This window comes from Aquimonas sp. (assembly GCF_044377145.1).
In the GTDB taxonomy this organism is placed as follows: domain Bacteria; phylum Pseudomonadota; class Gammaproteobacteria; order Xanthomonadales; family Xanthomonadaceae; genus Aquimonas.
Genome location: NZ_JBILJQ010000079.1, coordinates 1 through 22083 on the forward strand (window position 1 = coordinate 1; position 22083 = coordinate 22083).

General features: G+C 64.6%; 17 protein-coding genes and 1 tRNA gene. 11 read left to right on the forward strand and 7 right to left on the reverse strand.

Annotation, left to right across the window (positions count from 1 at the left end; all coding sequences use genetic code 11):
* Window positions 1-734: 734 nt before the first annotated feature.
* Window positions 735-2726, reverse strand: a complete 1992-nt coding sequence (gene tkt / locus ACIQ7H_RS18585; protein ID WP_395794305.1) for a transketolase — start codon at window positions 2724-2726, stop codon at window positions 735-737.
* Window positions 2727-2952: 226 nt separating this feature from the next.
* Between tkt and ACIQ7H_RS18590 the strand changes: the two genes are divergently transcribed.
* The 4 genes from ACIQ7H_RS18590 (at window position 2953) to ACIQ7H_RS18605 (ending at window position 5262) form a co-directional block, all read left to right on the forward strand.
* On the forward strand, window positions 2953-3153 hold the full coding sequence (locus ACIQ7H_RS18590) for a hypothetical protein (RefSeq protein ID WP_395794307.1): 201 nt from the start codon (window positions 2953-2955) through the stop codon (window positions 3151-3153).
* Window positions 3154-3156: 3 nt separating this feature from the next.
* Window positions 3157-3834: a PepSY-associated TM helix domain-containing protein gene (locus ACIQ7H_RS18595; protein ID WP_395794309.1), complete on the forward strand. Its 678-nt coding sequence runs from the start codon at window positions 3157-3159 to the stop codon at window positions 3832-3834.
* Between the two features lie 12 nt (window positions 3835-3846).
* Window positions 3847-4368 (forward strand): DUF2271 domain-containing protein, encoded by a 522-nt coding sequence (locus ACIQ7H_RS18600; RefSeq protein ID WP_395794311.1) that lies wholly within the window; start codon window positions 3847-3849, stop codon window positions 4366-4368.
* A gap of 90 nt (window positions 4369-4458) precedes the next feature.
* On the forward strand, window positions 4459-5262 hold the full coding sequence (locus tag ACIQ7H_RS18605; RefSeq protein ID WP_395794313.1) for a DUF4198 domain-containing protein: 804 nt from the start codon (window positions 4459-4461) through the stop codon (window positions 5260-5262).
* A gap of 4 nt (window positions 5263-5266) precedes the next feature.
* On the opposite strand, the gene ACIQ7H_RS18610 is transcribed toward ACIQ7H_RS18605, so the two are convergent.
* Window positions 5267-6490: an EAL domain-containing protein gene (locus ACIQ7H_RS18610; RefSeq protein WP_395794315.1), complete on the reverse strand. Its 1224-nt coding sequence runs from the start codon at window positions 6488-6490 to the stop codon at window positions 5267-5269.
* Between the two features lie 267 nt (window positions 6491-6757).
* Window positions 6758-7987, reverse strand: a complete 1230-nt coding sequence (locus ACIQ7H_RS18615) for an HD-GYP domain-containing protein (protein WP_395794317.1) — start codon at window positions 7985-7987, stop codon at window positions 6758-6760.
* Window positions 7988-8289: 302 nt separating this feature from the next.
* Here ACIQ7H_RS18615 and ACIQ7H_RS18620 point away from each other — a divergent pair, with 302 nt between their 5' ends.
* Entirely contained in the window at window positions 8290-11199 is a 2910-nt protein-coding gene (locus ACIQ7H_RS18620) for a TonB-dependent receptor plug domain-containing protein (protein ID WP_395794319.1), read from the forward strand.
* A 167-nt stretch (window positions 11200-11366) separates the two neighbouring features.
* Here ACIQ7H_RS18620 and ACIQ7H_RS18625 read toward each other — a convergent pair whose 3' ends face one another.
* Window positions 11367-13196, reverse strand: a complete 1830-nt coding sequence (locus tag ACIQ7H_RS18625) for a tetratricopeptide repeat-containing sulfotransferase family protein (RefSeq protein ID WP_395794321.1) — start codon at window positions 13194-13196, stop codon at window positions 11367-11369.
* Between the two features lie 69 nt (window positions 13197-13265).
* On the opposite strand from ACIQ7H_RS18625, the gene ACIQ7H_RS18630 reads away from it, so the two are divergent.
* Together ACIQ7H_RS18630 and ACIQ7H_RS18635 are read left to right on the forward strand one after the other, a co-directional pair.
* The gene (locus ACIQ7H_RS18630) at window positions 13266-13868 is read left to right on the forward strand and encodes a 2OG-Fe(II) oxygenase (RefSeq protein WP_395794323.1); all 603 of its coding nucleotides are present in this window, start codon (window positions 13266-13268) and stop codon (window positions 13866-13868) included.
* Window positions 13869-13887: 19 nt separating this feature from the next.
* Window positions 13888-15960, forward strand: a complete 2073-nt coding sequence (locus ACIQ7H_RS18635) for an aspartyl/asparaginyl beta-hydroxylase domain-containing protein (RefSeq protein WP_395794325.1) — start codon at window positions 13888-13890, stop codon at window positions 15958-15960.
* Between the two features lie 560 nt (window positions 15961-16520).
* On the opposite strand, the gene rimK is transcribed toward ACIQ7H_RS18635, so the two are convergent.
* The 3 genes from rimK to ACIQ7H_RS18650 form a co-directional block, all read right to left on the reverse strand.
* Window positions 16521-17414 (reverse strand): 30S ribosomal protein S6--L-glutamate ligase, encoded by an 894-nt coding sequence (gene rimK, locus ACIQ7H_RS18640; protein WP_395794327.1) that lies wholly within the window; start codon window positions 17412-17414, stop codon window positions 16521-16523.
* A gap of 58 nt (window positions 17415-17472) precedes the next feature.
* Window positions 17473-17916, reverse strand: a complete 444-nt coding sequence (locus ACIQ7H_RS18645; RefSeq protein WP_395794329.1) for an ATP-dependent zinc protease — start codon at window positions 17914-17916, stop codon at window positions 17473-17475.
* Window positions 17917-17936: 20 nt separating this feature from the next.
* A tRNA-Gly gene (locus ACIQ7H_RS18650) sits at window positions 17937-18010 on the reverse strand.
* 130 nt (window positions 18011-18140) lie between these two features.
* Here ACIQ7H_RS18650 and thiS point away from each other — a divergent pair.
* The 4 genes from thiS to ACIQ7H_RS18670 all read left to right on the forward strand — a co-directional run bounded on the left by thiS (window position 18141) and on the right by ACIQ7H_RS18670 (window position 21821).
* A complete protein-coding gene (thiS, locus tag ACIQ7H_RS18655) occupies window positions 18141-18338 on the forward strand; it encodes a sulfur carrier protein ThiS (RefSeq protein WP_395794335.1) in 198 nt (65 codons plus the stop codon).
* Window positions 18339-18404: 66 nt separating this feature from the next.
* Window positions 18405-19205: a thiazole synthase gene (locus tag ACIQ7H_RS18660; RefSeq protein ID WP_395794337.1), complete on the forward strand. Its 801-nt coding sequence runs from the start codon at window positions 18405-18407 to the stop codon at window positions 19203-19205.
* Window positions 19205-19933 carry a tRNA (guanosine(46)-N7)-methyltransferase TrmB gene (gene trmB / locus ACIQ7H_RS18665; RefSeq protein WP_395794331.1) on the forward strand — a complete coding sequence of 243 codons (729 nt, stop codon included), beginning with the start codon at window positions 19205-19207 and terminating at the stop codon, window positions 19931-19933. The genes ACIQ7H_RS18660 and trmB overlap by 1 nt, the downstream gene beginning before the upstream one ends.
* Window positions 19934-19988: 55 nt before the next feature.
* Entirely contained in the window at window positions 19989-21821 is a 1833-nt protein-coding gene (locus ACIQ7H_RS18670; RefSeq protein WP_395794333.1) for an SLC13 family permease, read from the forward strand.
* Window positions 21822-22083: the final 262 nt, after the last annotated feature.

The window sequence follows — 22083 nt, forward strand, 5'->3', positions numbered from 1 at the left end:
GCGAGCGCACATGCGCACGCCACCGCCGCACCTCCGAACACGCCATCGACCGATCCTCCGTTGGGGAAACCGGAGACGGTCGGGAGAATCAGGTCAGGAAGGTAGGTGAGGTGGGCGGACGCTTACGGTCGGCCCTGCGGGCCGTCCGAGTCACTTTCTCTTGAGTGGCCACTGCGCCGCAGGAGCGGCGCGAACGCCGAAGGCGGCCCCGCAGGGGCGAAGGGCAGGATGCCCGGAGTCAGAGAAAGTAACCAAAGAGAAGGCCACCCCTCATCCGCGCCCTACGTGCATCCTGCACTCCGGGTACGCGTGAGGCCGGCGGGGTTTTCGGACAGGCCATCCTTGGCCTGTCGAAAACCTTGGCCGCACCCCTGCGGCCAACCCTGCGGGCCGATCGCCGGCCTCCCGCCGCTCCCCAGGGGCCCCGGGCAGAGCGCGGGCTTCCTGCCCGCAGAAGCTGGAGCGAAGCCAAAGCCGAAGCCTAAGCAAGAGCTCGACCAGAGCAGGAGCAGGTGCAGGTGCAGGTGCAGGTGCAGGTGCAGGTGCAGGTGCAGGTGAAATGGTGCGCCCGAGATCTATAGCAGCACCAGCAAACAGGGCTCAGTTGCAAGCGCGCCAGACTCAGCCCGACCGCCTCACGCTGAGCCCCTCTCCCCATGGGAGAGGGGTTGGGGAGAGGGTTCGGTTTTGGCGAGGGCCGCGAAGCTCGCCAGCCAACGCTCGACCGATCCCCGCTACAGCCCCTTCACCGCCTCCACCACCTTCTCCACCGTGATCCCGAAGTGCTTGAACAGCTGATCCGCCGGCGCCGAAGCGCCGAAGCTGTCGATGCCGATCACGGCGCCGTCGAGGCCCACATACTTGCGCCAGTAGTCAGTCACCCCGGCTTCGATCGCCACGCGCTTGCGACACCAGCCGGGCAGCACGCCTTCGCGCCATTCGATCGGCTGTGCGTCGAACACGTTGCTGCAGGGCATCGACACCACCCGCACCTTGGTGCCCTCGGCTTCCAGCTGACGAGCCGCCTGCATCGCCAGCTCAACCTCGCTGCCGGTGGCAATCAGGATCACGTCGAAGCGCGCTTCCGGTGGGTCGGTCAGCACGTAGCCGCCGCGCGCGATGTCGAACACCTGCTCCGGGCTGCGGTTCTGGTGCTGCAGATTCTGGCGGCTGAAGATCAGGCAGCTCGGGCCGTCGTTGCGCTGGATCGCGCGCTTCCAGCTGACCGCCGATTCCACCGCGTCGCAGGGCCGCCAAACGTGGTTATTGGGGATGTAGCGCAGGCTGGCGAGGTGCTCAACCGGCTGATGGGTGGGACCGTCCTCGCCAAGGCCGATCGAATCATGCGTGAACACGTGGATGGCGCGGGTCGGGATCAGGGCCGACATCCGCAGCGCGTTGCGCGAGTAGTCGCTGAACACCAGGAAGGTCGCATCGTAGGGCACGAAACCGCCGTGCAGGGCGAGGCCATTGGCGATCGCGCTCATGCCGAACTCGCGCACGCCATAGTAGATGTAGTTGGCGTCGGGGTCTTCGAGATTGACGTCCTTGGAACCTTTCCAGATCGTCAGATTGGAACCGGCCAGATCGGCCGAACCGCCGATCAGCTCAGGCAGCAGCGGTCCGAACGCTTCCAGCGCCATCTGCGAAGCCTTGCGCGATGCGACCGTCAGCCCGTCCTGTTGCAGCTGGTTGATGTAGGCATCAGCGGCGGCGGCGAAATCGGCCGGAAGTTCACCGCTGGAACGACGCAGCAGCTCGGCGGCGAGCTCCGGATACTGCCGGGTGTACGCCTCGAACTGCGCATTCCATTTGGCTTCGGGCGCCTCACCGATCCTGGCCCGCCAGCCGTCGTAGATCGCCTGTGGAATCTCGAACGGTGCGTACGGCCAGTTCAGCGCGGCGCGGGCGCCGGCGATTTCGTCTTTGCCCAGCGGTGCTCCGTGGCAGGATTCCTTGCCGGCCTTGGTCGGCGCACCGAAGCCGATGGTGGTGCGGCAGCAGATCAGGGTAGGCCGCTCGACTTCCGCCTGGGCGGTGCGGATGGCCTGGATGATTTCTTCAGGATCGTGGCCGTCGACACGGCGGATAACCTGCCAGCCATAAGCCTCGAAGCGGGCCGGGGTGTCGTCGGTGAACCAGCCGTGGACCTCGCCGTCGATCGAGATGCCGTTGTCGTCCCAGAACGCAATCAGCTTGCCGAGCTTCATGGTGCCGGCCAGCGAGCAGGCCTCGTGGCTGATGCCTTCCATCAGGCAGCCATCGCCCAGGAACACGTAGGTGTGGTGGTTGACCACCGCGTATTCGGGGCGGTTGAAGCGGCGCGCCAGCACCTTTTCCGCCAGCGCCATGCCGACCGCATTGGCCAGACCCTGGCCGAGCGGGCCGGTGGTGGTTTCGACGCCGGGGGTTTCGTGCGCCTCCGGATGGCCTGGGGTTTTCGAATGCAGCTGGCGGAAGCGCTTCAGCTCAGTGATCGGCAGGTCATAGCCGGACAGATGCAGCAGCGAGTACAGCAGCATCGAGCCGTGGCCGTTGGAGATCACGAAGCGGTCGCGATTCAACCATTTCGGATTGTTCGGGCTGTGACGCAGAAAATCATTCCACAGCACTTCGGCGATGTCGGCCATGCCCATCGGCATGCCGGGGTGTCCGCTCTTGGCGGCCTCGACAGCATCGGCGGACAGAAAACGGATGGCGTTGGCAAGTTCGCGACGGCTGGGCATCGAAGGATCCAAAGGGCGGCGGGCGGGAAGACCGGCATTGTCGCCGACCCCCTGCGCAGCGGCAAACCACGCCTCAGCACACGCCTGATGTCAGCGCCTCTTTTCAAATGCGATCAATTCGCATTTAATGTCGGGTTGCGGGCGCCGCACGCGCCCACCCTTCCCCAATCTGCTGCACCCTCAAGCCAGCCGACGCCAGCGTGAGACCCCGATCCCGGAGTCACTCATGCACCGTGCCCGTTCGTTCTGGCCTGTTGTTGCCACCCGTCCTGTTGACGCCCACCGCCCGTTGAGTCTTGCCCTGAGCGCAGCGCTTGCGCTGGCGTTCACCCTGCCCGAGGGCGCTGATGCGAGCGCCGTGACGCTGGACCGCGTGGTGTCGGCACCGTTCGCGTTCCACCAGTGCGCGCGGTTGGGCGGGTTCTGATCCATGCGCCCGACCCAGACACGCGCAGCCACCACCACGGTGAGTAAACCGCGGCCCGCACCTGCGGGCCGCGCCAAGAACGCCCGCAAGGCGTTCTGGACCAAGCAGATGCACCTCTGGCACTGGATCAGTGCCGCGATCTGCCTGGTCGGCATGCTGCTGTTCTCGATCACCGGCATCACCCTGAACCATGCCGCGTCAATCGGCGCCGAGCCGCAGATCGAGACCGGTACGCTGCAGCTGCCCAAACATTTGCTGGCAAGCCTGCAGCAGGCTGAGGATGGTGCGGCGCTGCCCGCCGAGACGGCCGCGTGGCTGCGCGTGCAGACGCCCCTGCGCGTACGCACGCAGGCAGCGGAGTGGAGCGAGGACGAGATCTATCTGGCCCTGCCCCGGCCCGGTGGCGACGGCTGGCTGAGCATCGATCGCCACAGCGGCGCGGTCGAGTTCGAGCGCAGCGATCGCGGTGTGGTTTCGTACTTGAACGATCTGCACAAGGGCCGCCACACCGGTGCGGCCTGGAGCCTGTTCATCGATCTGTTCGCCGTCGCCTGCCTGATCTTCTGCGGCAGTGGTCTGTACCTGCTCTACCTGCACGCCGGCAAGCGCCGCAGCACTTGGCCGCTGGTTGTGGCGGGTTTCGCCCTGCCCGCCCTGTTGGCGGTTCTCTTCATCCACTAAGCGGAGCCCAGCATGACCTTTTCCCGTGCGTTCGCCCTGATCGCGGCGACCCTGTTCTCGCTGCATGCGCAGGCGGCCTCGATGGACATCGAGATCGAGATCCCGCGCCTGAGCGTGGCCGAGTATCACCGCCCATATGTGGCGGTCTGGATCGAACGCGGCGATGCCACGGTCGCGGCCAACCTGGCGGTCTGGTACCAGCTCGAAGATGCGCGCAAGGAATCCGGCACCAAGTGGCTCGCGGATCTGCGCCAGTGGTGGCGGCGCAGCGGTCGCACTCAGCAGATGCCGATCGACGGCGTCAGCGGTGCCACCCGCCCGCCCGGCACCCATGCGCTGAACCTCGACCAGAACACACCGGCGCTGGCCGGTCTCGCTGAAGGCTCCTACACACTGGTGGTCGAGGCTGCGCGCGAGGTCGGCGGACGCGAGTTGCTCAAGCTGAACTTCGATTGGCCACCGGCGGCCAGCGCCAGTCAATCCGCCCAGGGTGAACGCGAACTCGGGCGGGTGGAGCTGCGCCTGGCGCCCTGAGCGCTTGCCAGGGCAGACGCGTCTGCTGCAAGCACGAACTCACTCCGTATCCCTGATCCATCCGCTTCAACCCGACCCGAGGACGCCCAAATGAAATCTGTTGTTCGCCTGCTGTGCTGCGCCGCGCTTGCGATGTCGGCCGGCCACGCCCACGCCCACAAGCTGTGGCTGCTGCCCTCGGCCACGGTGCTCGACGCCGGTCAGTGGATTACCGTCGATGCCGCGGTCTCCAACGATCTGTTCTTCTTCAACCATGTGCCGCTGCGGCTCGACGCGCTGCAGGTGACCGGCCCGGATGGCAGTCCGGTTGAAGTACACAATCCGCACACCGGCAAGTACCGCAGCGTGTTCGATGTCGAGCTTGCCGCGGCCGGAACCTACAAGCTGGCGATCGTCAACCGCGGCCTGTTCGCCAGCTGGACCGAAGCCGGTGAGCAGAAGCGCTGGCGCGGCGACGACGCACGTTTCGCTACCGAGGCGCCGAAGGACGCCAGCGACCTGCAGGTCACTCGCAACGCCGGCCGGATCGAGTCCTTCGTGACCGCCGGCGCACCGACCACGAGCTCGCTCACGCCCAGCGGCGAAGGCCTGGAACTGGAGTTCCTGAGCCATCCGAACGATCTGTTCAGCGGCGAAACCTCCAAGGTCCGCGTGCTGCTGGATGGAAAGCCCGCCGCGGGTGTCAGCCTTGAGCTGGTTCGCGGTGACACCCGCTACCGTAACGAGCTGGGCGAGCACACCCTGCGCTCCGACGCGGATGGCCTGGTCGAGCTGAGCTGGGGCGAGCCGGGCCGCTACTGGCTGGAAGCGAGCGTCAATGACGACCAGGCGCAGCCGCCGGCAACCCAGCGCCGCGCCAGCTACGTCGCGACCTTCGAGGTGCTGCCGCAGTAATCGTTCAAGACCCGCCCGCCAGCCAATGGGCGGCGGGCTGGGGGCGACCGTACAGCCAGCCCTGGGCCTCGTCGCAGCCCAGTTCAAGCAGCACCTGATGCACCGCGTGGTCCTCAACGCCTTCGGCGACCACGGCCATGTCCAGTCGATGCGCGAGTTCGATCATCGACTGCACCAGGCCGCGTTCGCGCGGGCCGTCCAGGCGCTCCAGAAACCGACGGTCGATCTTCAGCGTGTTCACTTCGAGAAACTGCAAGTAGCCGAAGCTCGAGTAGCCCTGCCCGAAGTCATCCAGAGCGACCCTCACGCCGAGCGCACGCAGGCGCGACAATTGGCCGGTATTGCGCTGCGGCTCGGCCAGCAGGGCGGTCTCGGTGATCTCCAGCAGCAGGGCGGATGGCGGCAGGTTCCAGATCGCCAGTGCCGCTTCGATCTGCTCGCTCAGCGCGCTGTCTTCAAAGGCGCGCGCGGAAAGATTCAAGGCGCAGTGCAGGCTGGGGTCCGCCGACCACAGCGGATGGAATTCGCGCAGCGCAGCCTGCAGGCTCCAGCGAGTCAGTTCGGGCACCAGCCCGGCGTCCTCGGCGTGCGGCACGAACAGCGCCGGCGACACCGGCTCGCCGGTGCGGGGATGGACCCAGCGCGCCAAGGCTTCGTAGCCCACTCGCCGACCCAGGCTCAGGCTCTGGATCGGCTGGAAGACCATGGTCAACGCGTTCTGCCGCAGCGCAATGGCAAGCTCAGCGAAAAGGGGCTGGGCCAAGCTGCCATCGGCCTCGGCCAGATTGCCCGCGGCCATGCGAGCGCGCTCGACAGCGGCACTGGCGGCGCGCTGCAGGCTGTCGACGCTGTCACCGTGCTGCGGGTAGAGCGCCAAGCCCAGCTCGGGCTGCAGCCGCAGCGACAGACCCTGCACGTCCAACGGACTCACCAGCGCGCGCATCAGCGCATGTGCCGCCAACCTCGCATGGCCCGCGCTCATCAAGCCCGGCAGCGCTACCAGTACATCGGCTTCGCCCAACTGCAACGCGATGTCCTGCGCGCGCAACACGCCGCGGATGCGCCGACGGATCTCCACCAGCGCGGAATCCAACGCAGGCTGACCGATCAAGGCACGCAAGCCACGCAGCCGGCGCAGATGCACCTGCATCACCGCCATCGGCTCGGTGGGCGCGTGATTCAGCTGTGCCGCAACGGTCGACTCGAATTCACTCCAACGCTCAAGCACAACTCACACCCCGCCATCCGCGCGCGCCGGATGACGCGGAACGCATCATCCCCGCTCGCGCGCCTGCCGATTTCAAACCTTGGCAAATGCGGCCAGCGTGGACGGTACGCCAAAGTGAGATGCTGGGTCGTGAGCTTCGCGTCGCCCGATCGGCAAGCCGACAGTGCGAGCGTTGATCCCGATTGGCGACGCGCGCCGCCGATGCCGGGCTGGAACTGCTGGATCGTGCAGCCAATGCGAACCTTCGAAGCGCAGACGCGCGATGCCTCACGGGTTGGCCAGGAACAGCTGGGCCACATCGAGACCGTAAGCGCCGCTGCGCACCGCACGCAGGATCGTGCGCTTGCCGCCCTCACTGCTGGCGTCGAGCCACAGATCAAGCTCGGCAAAGCCGGGGTTGATCGACTTGTCGGGCCGGGTCAGCACGGTGACTTTCGGGAACAGCCTGCGTGCGCCGTTCTGCTGGGTCACCACCGCGACCTCGCCGCTGGACAGCTCAACCAGGGTGCCGGTGGGGTATACGCCCAGCGCCAGGCCGAACTGCTCGACCAGCTCGGCCTGGAACAGGCAATCACGCTCGCGATAGAGCGTCTGCAGAGCCTCATGCCGCGACACCGCGCGCTGATGTGGGCGATCGCTGCACAGGGCATCGAAGGTGTCGACCAAACCAAGCACACGGGCGAACAGCGGGATCTCGTTGCCCGCTTGCGCGGCCGGGTAGCCCGAGCCATCGTGACGCTCGTGGTGATGGGTGATCCACTCGCGTTGCGCGTCGCTGACGCCGGTCTGGTCGACCAACTGCTGCAGGCCGAGGTCGATATGGTTCTGCATCTGCTGGCGCTGGCCCGGCAGCAGCAGCAGGCCGTGGTTGCACAGTCCGTCCGGCAGCAGAGGCATGCCGATATCCATCAGCAGGGCGGCGCCGGCCAGTTCGACCAGCGGCTCCGCCGGCAGCCCGACCTGCCGGCCCAGCGCCGCGCTCAGGGCCGCGCAGTTGAGTGCATGCCGGTAGACGTAGGGATCGCGATGGCGCAGCGTCGCCAGCCAGAAGTAGGCATCCGGATTGCGCAGCACGCTGGCGACCACCGGCTCCACCGCGGCCGAGAGCTGTTCGAGGTCAAGCCGCCGGCCGTGGCGGAGATCCTCCTGCAACTGCTGGGTCAGCCCCGCCGCATCGCCGAACGCGCGCCGCGCGCGCGGCAGCTCCTCTTCGATCGGCCCGGGCTCGGGATACTGGCGCGGCTTCGGCATCGGCTGGCCCGAGGGCGCACGGTAGCCAAGGCTCAGCAGCAGGTTGCGCCCGTCCGGTCGAACGCTGCGCGCGAAATCCACCACCGCGGTGAGCGTGTACGGCCGCAATGCCTCGACATCGGCACGGCTGTCGATCCGCAAGCCCTGCAGCGCGAACGGCGTCTCCCCCCAGGGCACGTCGATGCGGCTGACGAACATGCCGGGTTCCAAAGCCTCAAGCGCCAGCTGCCGCTCTTCAATCAACACCGGTGGAAATCCTCTGAAGTGCTATCGCCCTGTCCTGCCGGCCAAGGCGTCTGGGCCCAGCGGACATGTGCTGCGCCGAGAGTAAGTGGCTGCACGTCATTGTCAGGCGTCTTCGCCCCCAAGGGCATCATGCGCAGCTTGGAACGCTCCACTTCAAGAGCCGGACCCGGGACGAGGCGCTGTAGACAAGAAGTAAAGAAAGTATTAAAACGCGGAGCCGGCCACAAAGTCGCTGCAAGCTTCGTACCCAGAACGTTGACGCGCACGTTGCCAGCCCCACAACATCTACTGAGGAGTTCTCCATGATGGATCGAAATCAGCTTGCGTCCTGCATCAAGAAGGCGCTGGCGCTCGGAATCGCGGGCTCAACCGCCTTGTCGGGCACGACATTCGCCCAAAGCGGCGCCGATTCCAGCGAAGGCGCCAAGACGCTTGACACGTTGGTCGTTACCGGTTCGCGCATCCGCCGAGTGGACACTGAAGGCGCGAGCCCGGTGTTCACGCTCGAGCGTGAGGCCATCCAGCGCACCGGCGCTGCGACCATCGGTGACTTCCTGCAGGACATCCCGTCCGTCTCGGGTGCGGCGACGAACCCTTCCGTGAACAACGGCGGTGGTACCGGCCAGGCGACGATCTCCCTCCGCGGCTTGGGTGACAAGCGCACACTGACCCTGCTGAATGGTCGCCGCATGGTGTATGCCGACATCAACTCCATTCCGATGGCTGTCATTGAGCGGGTGGAGATCCTCAAGGACGGCGCATCGGCGGTCTACGGCTCGGACGCTGTCGGCGGCGTGGTCAACTTCATCCTCAAGCGTGACTTCGACGGCGGTGAGCTGTCCGTCGGTTATGGCGACTCCTCACGCAGTGATGCCGACCGCACCACGGGCAATGTGACCTACGGCTGGTCGGGCGACCGTGGCAACGTGCTGATCAATCTGAACTATAACGAGCAGGGCGGCGTATTCGCAGCGGATCGCGACTACTCGCGCGACGCGCTGACCCTGTACTCGGGCGCAGTGACGGTCGGCGGCTCCAGCCGCACCACCACAGGCCGGTATGTCGTTCCTCGCACCAACGCCGCGGCCAACGGCATCAACTGCGCTGGCACCGGGACAAATGTGAATCTGACGCGTATCGAAGGCCGGCCCGGCGCAGGCTGGTCAGATTTCCGCTGTTTCAACACCGCGACCGACCTGTTCAACTATCAGGCCGTCGGCAACCTTCAGCTGACCCCGCAGGAGCGCGCAGGGCTGTTCTTCGCCGGCCGCTTCAATCTGACCGACAACGCCACTGTCTACACCGATGTGTACACCCAGAACACGCGTGCCTTCGGTCAAATCGCTCCGCTGCCGTTCGACGCTCGCCCTGCGAACGACAACGTCGCCATTTCGCCGAACAGTGTTTTCTGGCCGTTCCCTGGCCTGACCGGCGGACTGGTGAACAACGACCTGCGACTGCGCCTGTCGGCCATCGGCAACCGTCGTTTTTCCTTCAACACGGACGTGAAGCAGCTGACGACGGGCGTCGAAGGCATTCTGGGTGACGGCGCCTGGTCTTACGACGTCGGCATGACCTACGGCCGCTTGAGCCAGGAGGGCATTTCCACCGGTTACCTGTTCACGCCTGCGCTGGCTTCGGCGCTGGGGCCGTCTTTCCGGGACGCTGCGGGCAACCTCTTCTGCGGTACGCCCGGCAACGTCATCCCCAATTGCACCCCGGTCAATCTGTTCGGCTCACTGAGCTCGGCAAGCGACCAGGCCGCCCTGGGCCGCATTTCATCGCCCGCGCGCAACAACACCGATAGAACGCTCAAGAATTTCTTCGGCACCGTGTCCGGCGATCTGTTTGAACTGCCGGCGGGCCCGGTTGGCGTGGCGCTCGGCGTCGAGCACCGCATCGAGAGCAGCAGCTTTATTCCGGACTTCCTGGCAGTGGTCGACCCGATCAACTACACCTGCCTGATTTCGTCCGAGGCGTGCACGACACGATCGGTCGGCGAGTTCGATGTCTCCGAAGTGTACGGCGAAGCACTGATTCCGATCCTGGCCGACGCCCCGCTCGCTCACTCGCTGAGCGCAACGGTCGGCGCTCGCTGGTCCGACTATTCGACCTTTGGCAACGCCAACAACTGGAAACTGGGCCTCGAATGGCGTCCGATTGACGAAGTCCTGGTCCGTGGCACCGTGGCCGAGGTGTTCCGCGCCCCCACCATCGACGACCTGTTTGCTGGCGACTCAGCCTCGTCCGACAGTTTTTCCGACCCGTGCAACGGTTGGCGCGGTGCGCCAGCCGGCAGTCCGCAGGCTCGTGCCTGCCGCAACGTGGCCACCAACGGCAGTTTCGGCCAGACAGACACGCAGCTTTCGGCAATCAAGGGCGGAAACGCTGGCCTTACGCCTGAAGAGGGCAAAGCCTTCACCTACGGCGTGGTGTACGACCCGAGCTGGCTTGAGGGAGCGTCCGTGGCGGTCGACCTGTGGCGCGTCTACCTGAACGACACCATTGGCACGGTCGGCACCCAGACGATCCTGAACAACTGCTTCAACAACGGTGCGTTCTGCGACCTGTTCTCACGCGATAGCCAAGGCGAGATCATCCGCCTGTTCGACCGGAACGCGAACGTGGGCCGCACCGACACCAAGGGCGTCGACCTGGGCCTGAAGTACCGTCTGCAGGACACCGCTTGGGGCACCTTCCGGTTCTCACTCGACACCACCTACACCGCGCAGTTTGACGTCCAGACCATCGTCCTTGGCCAGGTCGTGGCGCGCGCCGATCTGGCAGGCACCTTCCTGTCGTCAGCCAATGGTGGTCTCGGCAACTACAGCCGGGTCCGCTCGCTGGGCAGCATCGGCTGGAACTACGGCAGCTTTGACGCTCAGTGGGTGTCGCGCTACGTGAGCGGCTTCAGTGTTGGCGCGATTTACCCCAACACCCGCACCAACACCTGCGCGGACCTTGGGCTTGCACTGGCGCCAAGCGGTACGCCCGGGTGCTTCTTCGAACGCGGCAGCCAGACCTACCACAACTTCGTGGTCGGCTATAAGCTCGACTCCCTGAACACCAAGTTCCAGCTCGGCGTCGACAACGCATTCGACAAGCAGCCGCCCATCATCTACCAGAACAATTCACTCAACGGCAACACTGATGAGCGGACGTTCGACACGGTAGGCCGCTACTACTGGATGACCGCCACCTTGGCCTTCTAAAGCCTCGGAAACCGGCCACAAACGAAGCCGCGCAGGGCAACCTGCGCGGCTTTTTTAGTTTCCAGCCTACGGCTTGCCTTCCTGAAACCGATCCGTGTGCCGCCACAAGCGGGGCGCCGTCCTCTCGGCTGCGGACACCAGCGGATGTCCATCAATGCATGCAACGCTCAATCAAGCCGGTAGCCGAAACGATCAACCCACGGCGCGAGAACCTCCAGGGCCTCACCCTCGAACCACGGTCTCCACGCTTGCCAGCGACCTATCGCGCGGTTATTGACTGGCTGAATGACCTGGCTGTAGCTGGGCGTGCTGATTACGCCGCGGCTTTTGGCCCGTTCGGTGAAGCCCATCAGATCATCCGTCCACTCCAGCCCAAGAAAATCGATCAGCCGCCGGGCTTCGCCGCCGACATCGGCTACGAGATCTTCGTAGCGCAGTTCAAGGGTCGGCAATCCGAGCGCATCACGAAAATCGAAATAGGTCCGGAACACGCGATCGTACATACGGGCTGTACTGAGCAGCGTTTCGAAAGTCACCGCGAAGGCCGGTGCGCGGAAGTTCTGCATATAGCAGGACAACACCACGTCGCACGGATGGCGCAATGCCAGCACCACCTGCGCCTCCGCAAACAATGCCGCGACCAGCGGCAGGCGGATGAGATACAGCGGGTTCTTGTCCACAGGGCGTCTGCCACCGAGATGGGGCAGCTTGCGAGCCACATCCGCGAAGTATTGCTTCCGATATTCGGCGCGCATCTCCGCTGTGCAGTGAACGAGAGCGGCGGGGTATCCCGGCGGCTCTGCGTTCATCCGCGTTACAAGCCGCTGCAGAAACGGCTGCTCATCGAACGACGCCAACTGCGGGTGGGCGTCAAGCAGCTGCTCAAGCAAGGTTGTACCGGAACGCGGAAATCCGACTACGAACAACGGGTCACGGTGGCTGTCCACGATGTCACCCGCGCGAGGGCGATCGAAACGCGGCACAGGACGATCGAGAGCAGCCAGCAAGCCGTCCTCACGCGACAGGTTGGGGTGCGCTGCGGTGACGTGGCTCAGCCTTTGCGCATGCCCCTCCGTAAACGCCGCCATCGCGCCTTCAGCGTCACCGAGAGCTGCGCAGGCCTTGCCCAGTTCGAAATGCAGGTTGCTGGTGATCGTGATGTCTCTTGGCGGCTGCGACAGCACCTGCCGCAGCAGAGTGCGGGCCTCGGCCTGATCACCGCTGCGGGCTGCCAATCTAGCTTGCAGTTGCCGCTTGGCGCTTTCGAGCTCCGGGCGACCACTCACCCGGTCGTCCCCGATCGCATCAAATGCAGCTTTGGCCTCGTCAAGTCGATTGTGCCGCTCAAGGCAGGTCGCCAGACCGATCAAGGCGCTCGGGTGCGAGGGATCTTCCTTCAGGATCGCCTCGAACGAGACCTGTGCGTCGCCATACTGGGCCAGATTCAGTTGGATCTCCGCGGCTTCGACCCTCAGCTCGACCGCCAAGGCCGGATCACGCAACCCTTCCAGCGTACGTACCGCTGCGTCGGTTTCGTCCAGGCTGAACTGCACCCGCGCCTTGAACAGCAAGAGCTCTGGATCGAGCGGAACCTGTTCGATCGCGCGCCCGATACAGGTTAAGGAATGTATCGGTCTGACGTTAGCGAGCTCTGCTCGCGCGAGTCCAAAGAATAGGGCTGCTGAGCGGTCCCCCAACAAGTAGGCCCGCTGCAGGGAAGGCAGCGCGTCTTTCTCGCGATCAAGCTCGCAGAGGCAGTTGCCCAGATTCGACCAGTGCTCGGGGACGTCGGGTTGTCGACGCACCAGCTCCTCGTAGCACGGAAGAGCCTCGATGGCTCTGCGCTGCTCACTCAAGGCCAAGGCGAGCACCAGCAGCCACCGGGCATCCGCACCTGCAGCCAGGGCGCTCCGGGCCGCTCGCTCGGCCAGAAACGCATCGCCAGAGCCCAAGACGGCGAGCGCCTCCTCGGCATTCACCGGCAAATCTGCATCCATGATGAGTCCTTGATTATCATGCGGGCGCCACGGTCGGCCGAATCCTACTGGAAGCTCCAGCAAACGCACATGCTCCCTCCCCAGCATCCCACCGGCCTTACGCCCAAACCTGCGCAGTCGATCCGCAGTTTCATCCAGACATTTGATGGCGCGCTGCCGTCGGCGATGTGTCAGCAAATGATCGACTCTTTCCAACTTCTGTCGAGGTTCCATGTAGAGAATGGTCGCAACAGGCACGCATGGCTCGGCCAAAGTGCTTGGACCGAACTCGATATCGGTCCTTTATCCGACCCCGGCTTTCGTCAGCTGATGTTGGAGAACATCCATGTTCACCTCCAGCGGTACAACGCGGCGCTCGGGCTGACCCTGCCGGTTCCGGGTTCGGACAAGACCAGTGAGCTCATCCTCAAGCGCTACTTGCCTGGTGGTGAACAAGGTTTTCAGCCGCATTTCGATTCCATCGGCCCGGTCAGCAATCGGTATCTCGTCTGCCTCTGGTATCTCAATGATGTCAGCGCAGGGGGCGAGACCGCGTTCGTGGATCTCGACGTGGCGGTCCAACCCAAGGCCGGACGTTTGCTGATGTTTCCGCCCTACTGGATGTTTCAGCACGAGGGCCGAGCACCCATCAGCGGTGAGAAGTTCATCCTTTCGACCTACTTGCTGTTCTGAATCCATCGAAGAGGCTGCCATGTTGACTCCCCCTGATGTCCGCGCAGAACCGACGACGGAGCAGGCAGCTCGCAATCTTGCGGTGCTTGCGTCTGAGGTGTATCGCCTCGCTGCAGATTTTCGGGCGCTGGGGCCGCAGGCGGAGCGGATGGCAACAGGTGCCCTCGGTCGCGTTGACAATCTTCTGGCCGAGGCTCGCTCGATACGCGCCGAGCTGGCACAGGCCCGCCCCCGCTGGCTTCAGGAACAGCTTTCGGAGCTCGGTATTTCACCGGACTCACGAGAGTTGAAATTGCATATCGGCAGCGGCGGCCACAATCTTCAGGGCTGGGTCAATCTCGACGTCCACCCGGCTCCGTTGTGCTGGAATGTTCAGTGGGGCTTGCCCTTCGCGGACGGCGCAGTAAGCCACGCATTCGTCTCGCACCTGTTGGAGCATCTGTTCTTCCCGAATGAGGCGGGGGAATTCCTGAGGGAACTCCGCCGGATCCTTGCGCCTGGTGCCAGAGTTCGGCTGATCGTGCCGGACGTCTGGCAGCTCATCGACGCTTATCACCGGGGCGATCGCGCGTTCTTCGCGCAGCGCAACGCTTACTGGAACGGCGCCCGGGGTGACGGGCCTTTGCTCGCCCAGTTTCTCAACTATGCAGGCGTGGGACCGGACCCCGGCTATCTCTTCGAAGCGCACAAGTACGGGTACGATTTCGAAACCTTGCAGGCCCTGCTCGAAGCCGCAGGTTTCGAAGCGGTCGAGCGTTCTGGCTGGATGCAGAGCGCGGACCCCGTGTTTCTTGTGGATGACCAGAGCGCAGTCGCTGGCGCGGAACACAGTGGCGGCCACTATTCGCTGTTCGTAGAAGCTGTCGTGCCCGCACGCAAAGCAGGGGCGCAGTCGGTTGCAGTCGCTGAGGAGAGGCAACCGACAGTGCTCACCCTGATGGAAGCAGCTCGACGTGAGATCGATAGTGGCCGCCCCAAGGCGGCGGCTGCCCTTCTCTCGGAGGCACGCAGCATTGATCCTGCGAATGCCCAGATTGCGCGCAGCATGGGCGTGGCGCTAGCCGCAGCAGGCGAGCTGGACGCGGCCGAAAAGTCGCACCGCGAAGCTCTGGCCTTGGATCCAGAGCTGGCCGCCGCAAGACTTCATTTGGGCGCCCTCCTGGAACGCAGAGGCAATCTGCGCGGGGCGGTGTCGAACTACTTCCGCGCCATCAGCAGCGCACAGGCGAGGGGGCGCTGGCTGGATGCGTCCAGCACTCCTCACTGGCTGACCTCGGAAGTACTGCACGCCATGGCGATGGTCAATCAGAATCGCGTGGGGCTGCTGATGGGTCTGATCGAGCCGCTGGAGTCGCGTTTTGGCGCGAGTGCTGTGCAGCGCGTTCGCGCCGGGCTGGCCCACTATCTTGGACATGAGAACCATCCGCCGGCCGATCCGCGACAGGCACCAAGGTTCTTGCACATACCTGGTCTTCAGCCGAGTCCGTGGCTTGAACCCGACCTCATCGACTGGCTTCCTGCGCTGGCCGAACGGTCAGAGCAGATTCGGCAGGAGGCGATGGATGTGTTTCAGCAGCAAGCGGACACAGGACCGTTCTTGCGGGCGCCGGGCGGCGAATCCCTAGCCCCCTATCTGGGAGGCGAACAGCCGCGATGGGACGCGTTCTTCTTCTATCGGGATGGCCAGGAATCCCCTTCCGGCGCGCAATTGGCGCCGCACACCATGGCCGCACTTCGCGATGTGCCGCTGGTGCGCATCAAGGATCATGCGCCTGAGATCTGCTTCTCCCTGCTCGGCCCAGGCAGCCATATCAAGCCGCACTACGGAGTAACGAACGCGCGCGTCGTGGTCCATCTGCCATTGATCGTGCCCGAGCAGTGTTTCCTCACGGTGGGCGGTGAGTCACGCTGCTGGCGCTATGGGCGGCCTTGGGTCTTCGACGACACCTTTGTGCATGAAGCCTGGAACCACAGCAACGAAACCCGGGTGATTCTGCTGATGGATGCATGGAACCCACACCTCACAGAACCGGAACGCATCGCGGTCACCGAGATTGTCGAGGGCATCGGCGAGTTCAATCGTTGCGATTGATTGAGCGCAGAGATGTTCGAGTGCAAGGCGTAGCTCGTGTCTTGGAGCAACCATGGTCGCAAGCGCGACCTTACGGAATCTCTCCGGGGCCCTGCTCGGGAAGCTCTGAGCAACGCGACCGGTTGATCCCTTCCTGACCCACGAGTCGATTTTTCGGATCGTGGTACCGGAAATCAGGCGTCCGTCGTGACCTATCGACTCGCGTAGCGCCCTTTCGAGGCTCTTTCGCCGCGCATCGGGGTGTTTCCCCGTTCCGCGGACGCACTCAAGCTGGCGCCGCTACGCGGCGGCGGGCCAGGCTCAGGTTCACCAGCGCAAGCAGCGTCTGTCGTTGCGCCGTGTTCCGCTTCTTCCAAACTCAACGCAAAGAAAAGCCCGCGCCGGCAGGGGGAACTGCTGGCCGCGGGCTAAAAAGTGCTGCCCCGATACCGTGCATCCGCGAGCCCTGGAACTGGAGGAGTGCCAAGCGAAGAAATTACGGTAGGTGGAGGATGCGGCCCCCCGAATTAAAGCCGGGTTAAAGCGGCCTTGTGTTTGCGTTAATCGCCAGCCAGCCTGATTCAGGCCTTGCTGCGACGCGCACGCAGCCGGCGATCGATGTAGTCCACGACCACGCCTGCGACGTCGACGCCGGTCGCACCTTCGATGCCCTCCAGCCCGGGTGAGGAGTTGACCTCAAGCACCAGCGGCCCGCGCTTGGATCGCAGCAGATCGACGCCTGCGACGTTCAATCCCATCACTCGCGCAGCCCGGATCGCAGTCTCGCGCTCGGCCTCGGTCAGTTCGACCTCTTTAGCCGTGCCGCCACGGTGCAGGTTGGAGCGGAATTCTCCTGCCTTGGCTTGACGACGCATCGCAGCAACAACCTGGCTTCCGACAACGAAGCAGCGCACGTCCGCGCCTTTCGCCTCGCCGATGAACTCCTGGACGATGAAGTTTGCATACAGGCCGCGGAATGCCTCGATCACGCTGCGCGAGGATGCGGCTCGCTCCGCAAGGATGACACCGGTGCCCTGGCTGCCTTCCGTCAACTTGATGACGTGCGGCGGCTTGCCGAGCATGCGCAGCAGGTCGGCGGTGTCGTCCGGGTTGTCGCCGAAGACGGTCTTGGGCAGGCCAATGCCTTGCTTGGCCAGCAGCTGATGGCAGTTCAGCTTGTCGCGGGCGCGCAGGATCGCGTCAGAGCCGTTCGGCGTATACACACCCATCATTTCGAACTGGCGCAGTACCGCGGTGCCGTAAAAGGTGACCGAAGCACCGATGCGCGGGATCACCGCATCGAAGTCGGTCAGCTCGCGGCCCTTGTAGTGCATTTCGAAGGCGCCCGGCGCGATCCGCATGTAGCAGCGCAGCGGATCCAGCACACGCACGGTGTGGCCGCGCGCACGCGCCGCTTCAACCAGGCGCTGGGTGGAATAGAGCTTGGAATTGCGCGAGAGGATGGCGAGTTTCATGTCGGCCGCAAGATGATGTATCGGGAATGGGCGCCTGCACTGCTTGCTGCCGGGGAGGCTACGGGTCGGGTGTGCCAAGCCGATGACGGCCGCCGGGATCGACCAGAAAGCTGCCGGCCATCGCAGTGCGGCCTAGCAGCATCGGGAAGCGCAGCCCGCGGCGGGCGGCAAGATTGATCTCGATCGGATACTCACGCCCGGCCAAAGACAGCTGAGTCCGAATGAAGACGCGCTCGGTCTCATGACCACCAGAATCGCGCACTGCTCGCCGGTCCAGCACCGGGGCTTCCGCTTGCACGGCTCGCGGCTCCGAGCTGCTGTCGAGATGCAGGCTGAAGCGGACCCAGTCGATTCCGTCGCGTTGGAACAATTGCTGCTCATCGACATGCAGGGACGAACTGCGTGCGCCGGTGTCGACCTTGGCTTCGATCGCGCGGATGCCGAGCTCGGGCAACGCCAACCACTCGCACCAGCCCAAGGTGATCCGCTTCGGCTTGAGCATGGACTCTGCGCGCTGTGAGTTGGAGCGGGTGAAGGGAATCGAACCCTCGTCAGTAGCTTGGGAAGCTACAGCTCTACCATTGAGCTACACCCGCGGAGGGCGGAAGCTTAGCGCCCCGCGAAGGCGGACGGCAACGACAAACTCGAGGCGGCGGGAACGAGCGTGCACCTGCTGTATCAAACGCTGGAGAATGGTGATCCCCAACACACAGGCGCAGCCACATGATCCAGATTCAGCTGAACGGCCAGCCGCACACCTTGAGCGGCGGCACCGTCGCCGATCTGCTGGAAGAAATGGGCCACGCCGGCCGCCGTGTGGCCGTCGAGGTCAATCGCGCGATCGTGCCGAAGAGCCTCCACGCCGAGCACGCCCTGGCCGAGGGCGATGCCGTAGAGCTGGTGCACGCACTCGGCGGTGGCTGAAGACGATTCAACACAGGATGGCTGCGAGTGCGCGACAGCGCCGTCGTTCGCGCCGATAATCGCCGGATGGAAAACAGCGCCCAGACCGCCGCCGACCGGCTTGTGATCGGCACCCGTAGCTTCGCGTCCCGCCTGCTGACCGGCACCGGCAAATTCCTTGACTTCACCGAGACCCGCCTTGCCACTGAGGCCGCAGGCGCTGAGATCGTCACCGTTGCGATCCGTCGCACCAACCTCGGCCAGAACGCCGGCGAGCCGAACCTTCTTGACTTCCTGCCGCCGGACCGTTTCACCCTGTTACCCAACACAGCCGGCTGCTACAGCGCCGATGACGCCGTGCGCACCTGCCGCCTGGCGCGCGAACTTCTCGACGGGCACAACCTGGTCAAGTTGGAAGTGCTGGGCGACGCCAAGACCCTCTTCCCCGACGTCGTGCAGACCTTGAAGGCCGCCGAGATACTCGTCCAGGACGGCTTCGAAGTGATGGTTTACACCAGCGACGATCCGATCGTTGCGCGCCAGCTGGAAGCGATTGGCTGCGTGGCCGTAATGCCTTTGGCTGCTCCGATTGGATCAGGTCTCGGCATCCAGAACCGCTACACCCTGCGCGAGATCATCGAGAACGCGAAGGTGCCGGTCATCGTCGATGCAGGCGTGGGTACGGCGTCCGACGCCGCGATCGCGATGGAACTTGGGTGTGACGGCGTGCTGATGAACACGGCCATCGCCAGCGCCAAGTTGCCGGTGCTGATGGCTTCTGCGATGCGCAAGGCGGTCGAAGCCGGACGGGAAGCCTTCCTGGCGGGCCGAATTCCGCGCAAGCGCTACGCGAGCGCATCGTCGCCAATTGACGGGCTGTTCTTCTGATGGCGGACCAGCCCGACGCGCGCCCGCGCGGGAGGTTGACGCCTCCCGACCGTCCATTGCGCAGCTTCGTCCAACGCGCTGGCCGTCTCACCCCGGCGCAGGAGCGCGCGCTTGCCCAGCATTGGCCGACGCTGGGGCTGGACCTGTCATCAGGCCTGCTGGACGCGCAGTCGACCTTCCGACGCAACGCGCCCTTGGTACTGGAGATCGGCTTCGGCAACGGCGAAGCGCTGCTGCACGGCGCGCAGCACTCCCCGGAGCGCGATTTCATCGGCGTGGAAGTCCATCGACCGGGCGTGGGACGCGTGCTGAACGCGATCGTCGCGGCCGGACTGGGGAATGTGCGCGTCTACGCAGATGATGCGTTCGAGGTGTTGACCCGATGCATCCCGGACAGCGCCTTGGCCGAGGTGCGGATCTACTTTCCGGATCCCTGGCACAAGGCCAAGCACAACAAGCGTCGCTTGGTGCAATCGGCCTTCGTGCTGCAGCTTGCGCGCAAGCTGACGCCCGGTGGCCTGTTGCATCTGGCAACCGATTGGGAGCCCTATGCGGAGCAGATGTGGGAAGTGCTGGATGCGAGCGCGGAGTTTCGCAACAGCGCCGGCCCCCGCGGCCAGGTGCCACGACCAGCATGGCGGCCGGAGACCCATTTCGAACGGCGTGGTCTGCGACTGGGCCATGGCGTATGGGATCTGTTGTACCGACGCAGCGCGCCGCAGCCATGAATTGGCTCGCGCATACCCGAAGCCGCACATGGCCCGGAGCCACTGACGCCTGATCATGCAGCTGTCCGCGCTCTCGATCGATATGTGGCTGGTGGTGGGCCTGATGGTCTTCACCATGATCATGTTCGTGTGGGAGCGGGTCCGGCAGGACGTTACCGCCCTGTTGGTGCTGGTCAGCCTGGGGCTGTTTGGATTGGTACCGGTCGAGCAGCTGTTCGATGGCTTTGCCGGCGATGCCGTGATCAGCGTCATTGCCACCATGATCCTCGGTGCGGGGCTTGACCGCACGGGCCTGCTCAACCGGGTCGCAGTTTGGCTGCTGCGCAAGTCGAAGGGCTATGAGCATCGGCTGGTGCTGCTCAGCAGCAGTGTGGCCGGCGTGGTGTCATCGGTCATGCAGAACGCGTCGGTGACGACACTGTTCCTGCCGATCGCGGCGCGGCTTTCCACCCGCACCGGTGTCGGGCTGGGACGGCTGTTGCTGCCGATCGGCGCCAGTATCGTGATGGGCGGCTGTCTGACCATGATCGGCAGCTCGCCCTTGATCCTGCTGAACGACCTGCTGGTCGCCGCCAATCGCAACCTGCCCTCGGGCGTGGCCTCGCTGCAACCACTGCCGATCTTCACTCCGCTGCCGATCGGGCTGGCCCTGCTCGCCTCGGCTCTGCTGTTTTTCCGCCTGTTCGGACGTCGCCTGCTCGGTTCGGGCGAAGACAAGGGCGTTGCGCCCGGTCGCACCGACAGCTACTTCGCACGCGCCTACGGTATCGAGGGTGATGTCTTCGAGCTGACCGTCACTTCGGAAAGCCCGTTGGTCGGCATGTCGGTACTGGAAGCCGAATCGCAGCGTGGTGCGCCCCTGCTGTTGGCGCTGAAGAACGGCAACGAGGCGCGACTGGCCCCGCCCGCAGACCAGATGATCTGGGTCGGCAGTGTGCTCGGGGTGATGGGTCCACGCGAAGACGTCACTGGTTATGCCCAGAACAATATGCTGCGCTTGCAGGCGCGCCTGAGAAACTTTGCCGACCTGTTCAATCCCAGTCGCGCAGGCATCTCTGAAGCCGTCATTCCACCGAATTCGCAGCTGATCGGACGGACCTTGGAAGAACTGCACCTGCGCAAGCGACTGGGCATCAGCGTGCTGGCAATCAACCGCGGCAGCGAGGTGTTCCGCGAAGAGATTCGCAACATGCAGTTGCGCGCCGGCGACATGCTGGTGTTCCACAGTTTCTGGCGCGAGCTCGGCATGGCCGCAAGCCGCAAGGACTTCGTGGTTGTCACCGACTATCCAAAAGAGGAACAGCGCCCGCACAAGCTCGGACATGCACTGTTCGCATTCGCGCTGGCCTTGGGGCTGGCACTCTCGGGTGAAGTAGCGGTGCCGGTTGCGCTGATGACCGGTGTGGTTGGCATGTTGCTGATGGGCGTCATCAACATGGACGAAGCCTATGCCTCGATCAACTGGAAGGCGGTTTTCATCATGGCCTGCCTGATCCCGCTGGGCTGGGCAGTCGACAGCTCGGGCGTGGCCAATTTCGTCGCGCAGCAGACGCTTGAGCGCTTCGGCGCCCTGCCCAGCTGGGCGCTGCTGGCGATTCTGGGCACGTTGACTGCCGGCCTGGGATTGGTGGTCAGCAATGTCGGGGCCACCGTCATCATGGTGCCGATGGCCATCAACATCGCGATCTCAACAGGCGCCAATCCCGTGCAGTTCGCGGTGGTGGTCGCGCTGTGCGCGTCCAACAATTTCCTTACCGGCAGCAACCCGGTTCTTGCGATGATCACCGGGCCGGCGGGCTACCGCGTGCGCGATCTGCTCAAGGTTGGCCTGCCGCTCAGCAGCGTCTACCTCATCGTTGTTCTGGGCGTGAGCTATCTGATGTTCTAGCCGGCGGATGCCGCGGCGCTGGTTCGCAGGACCGAAGACCCGGCCACAGCAGCGCTCGATCTGCGGGATGGCGACAGCGACTGGACGGTCGGCTCGAATCACCCCGAAGTCGAGAGCTGTTCGACAAGCTCCGCAGTAAGCGTCCGCCCAAGCCACCTACCGCTTCCCCACTCGCCGTGCTGAGCCTCAGTTGCAGATCGGCGCCCAGCCCTCGATCGGCAGCAAGCTGTCGATGTCGCGGTTGCGCGTGGTCGGCAGTCGG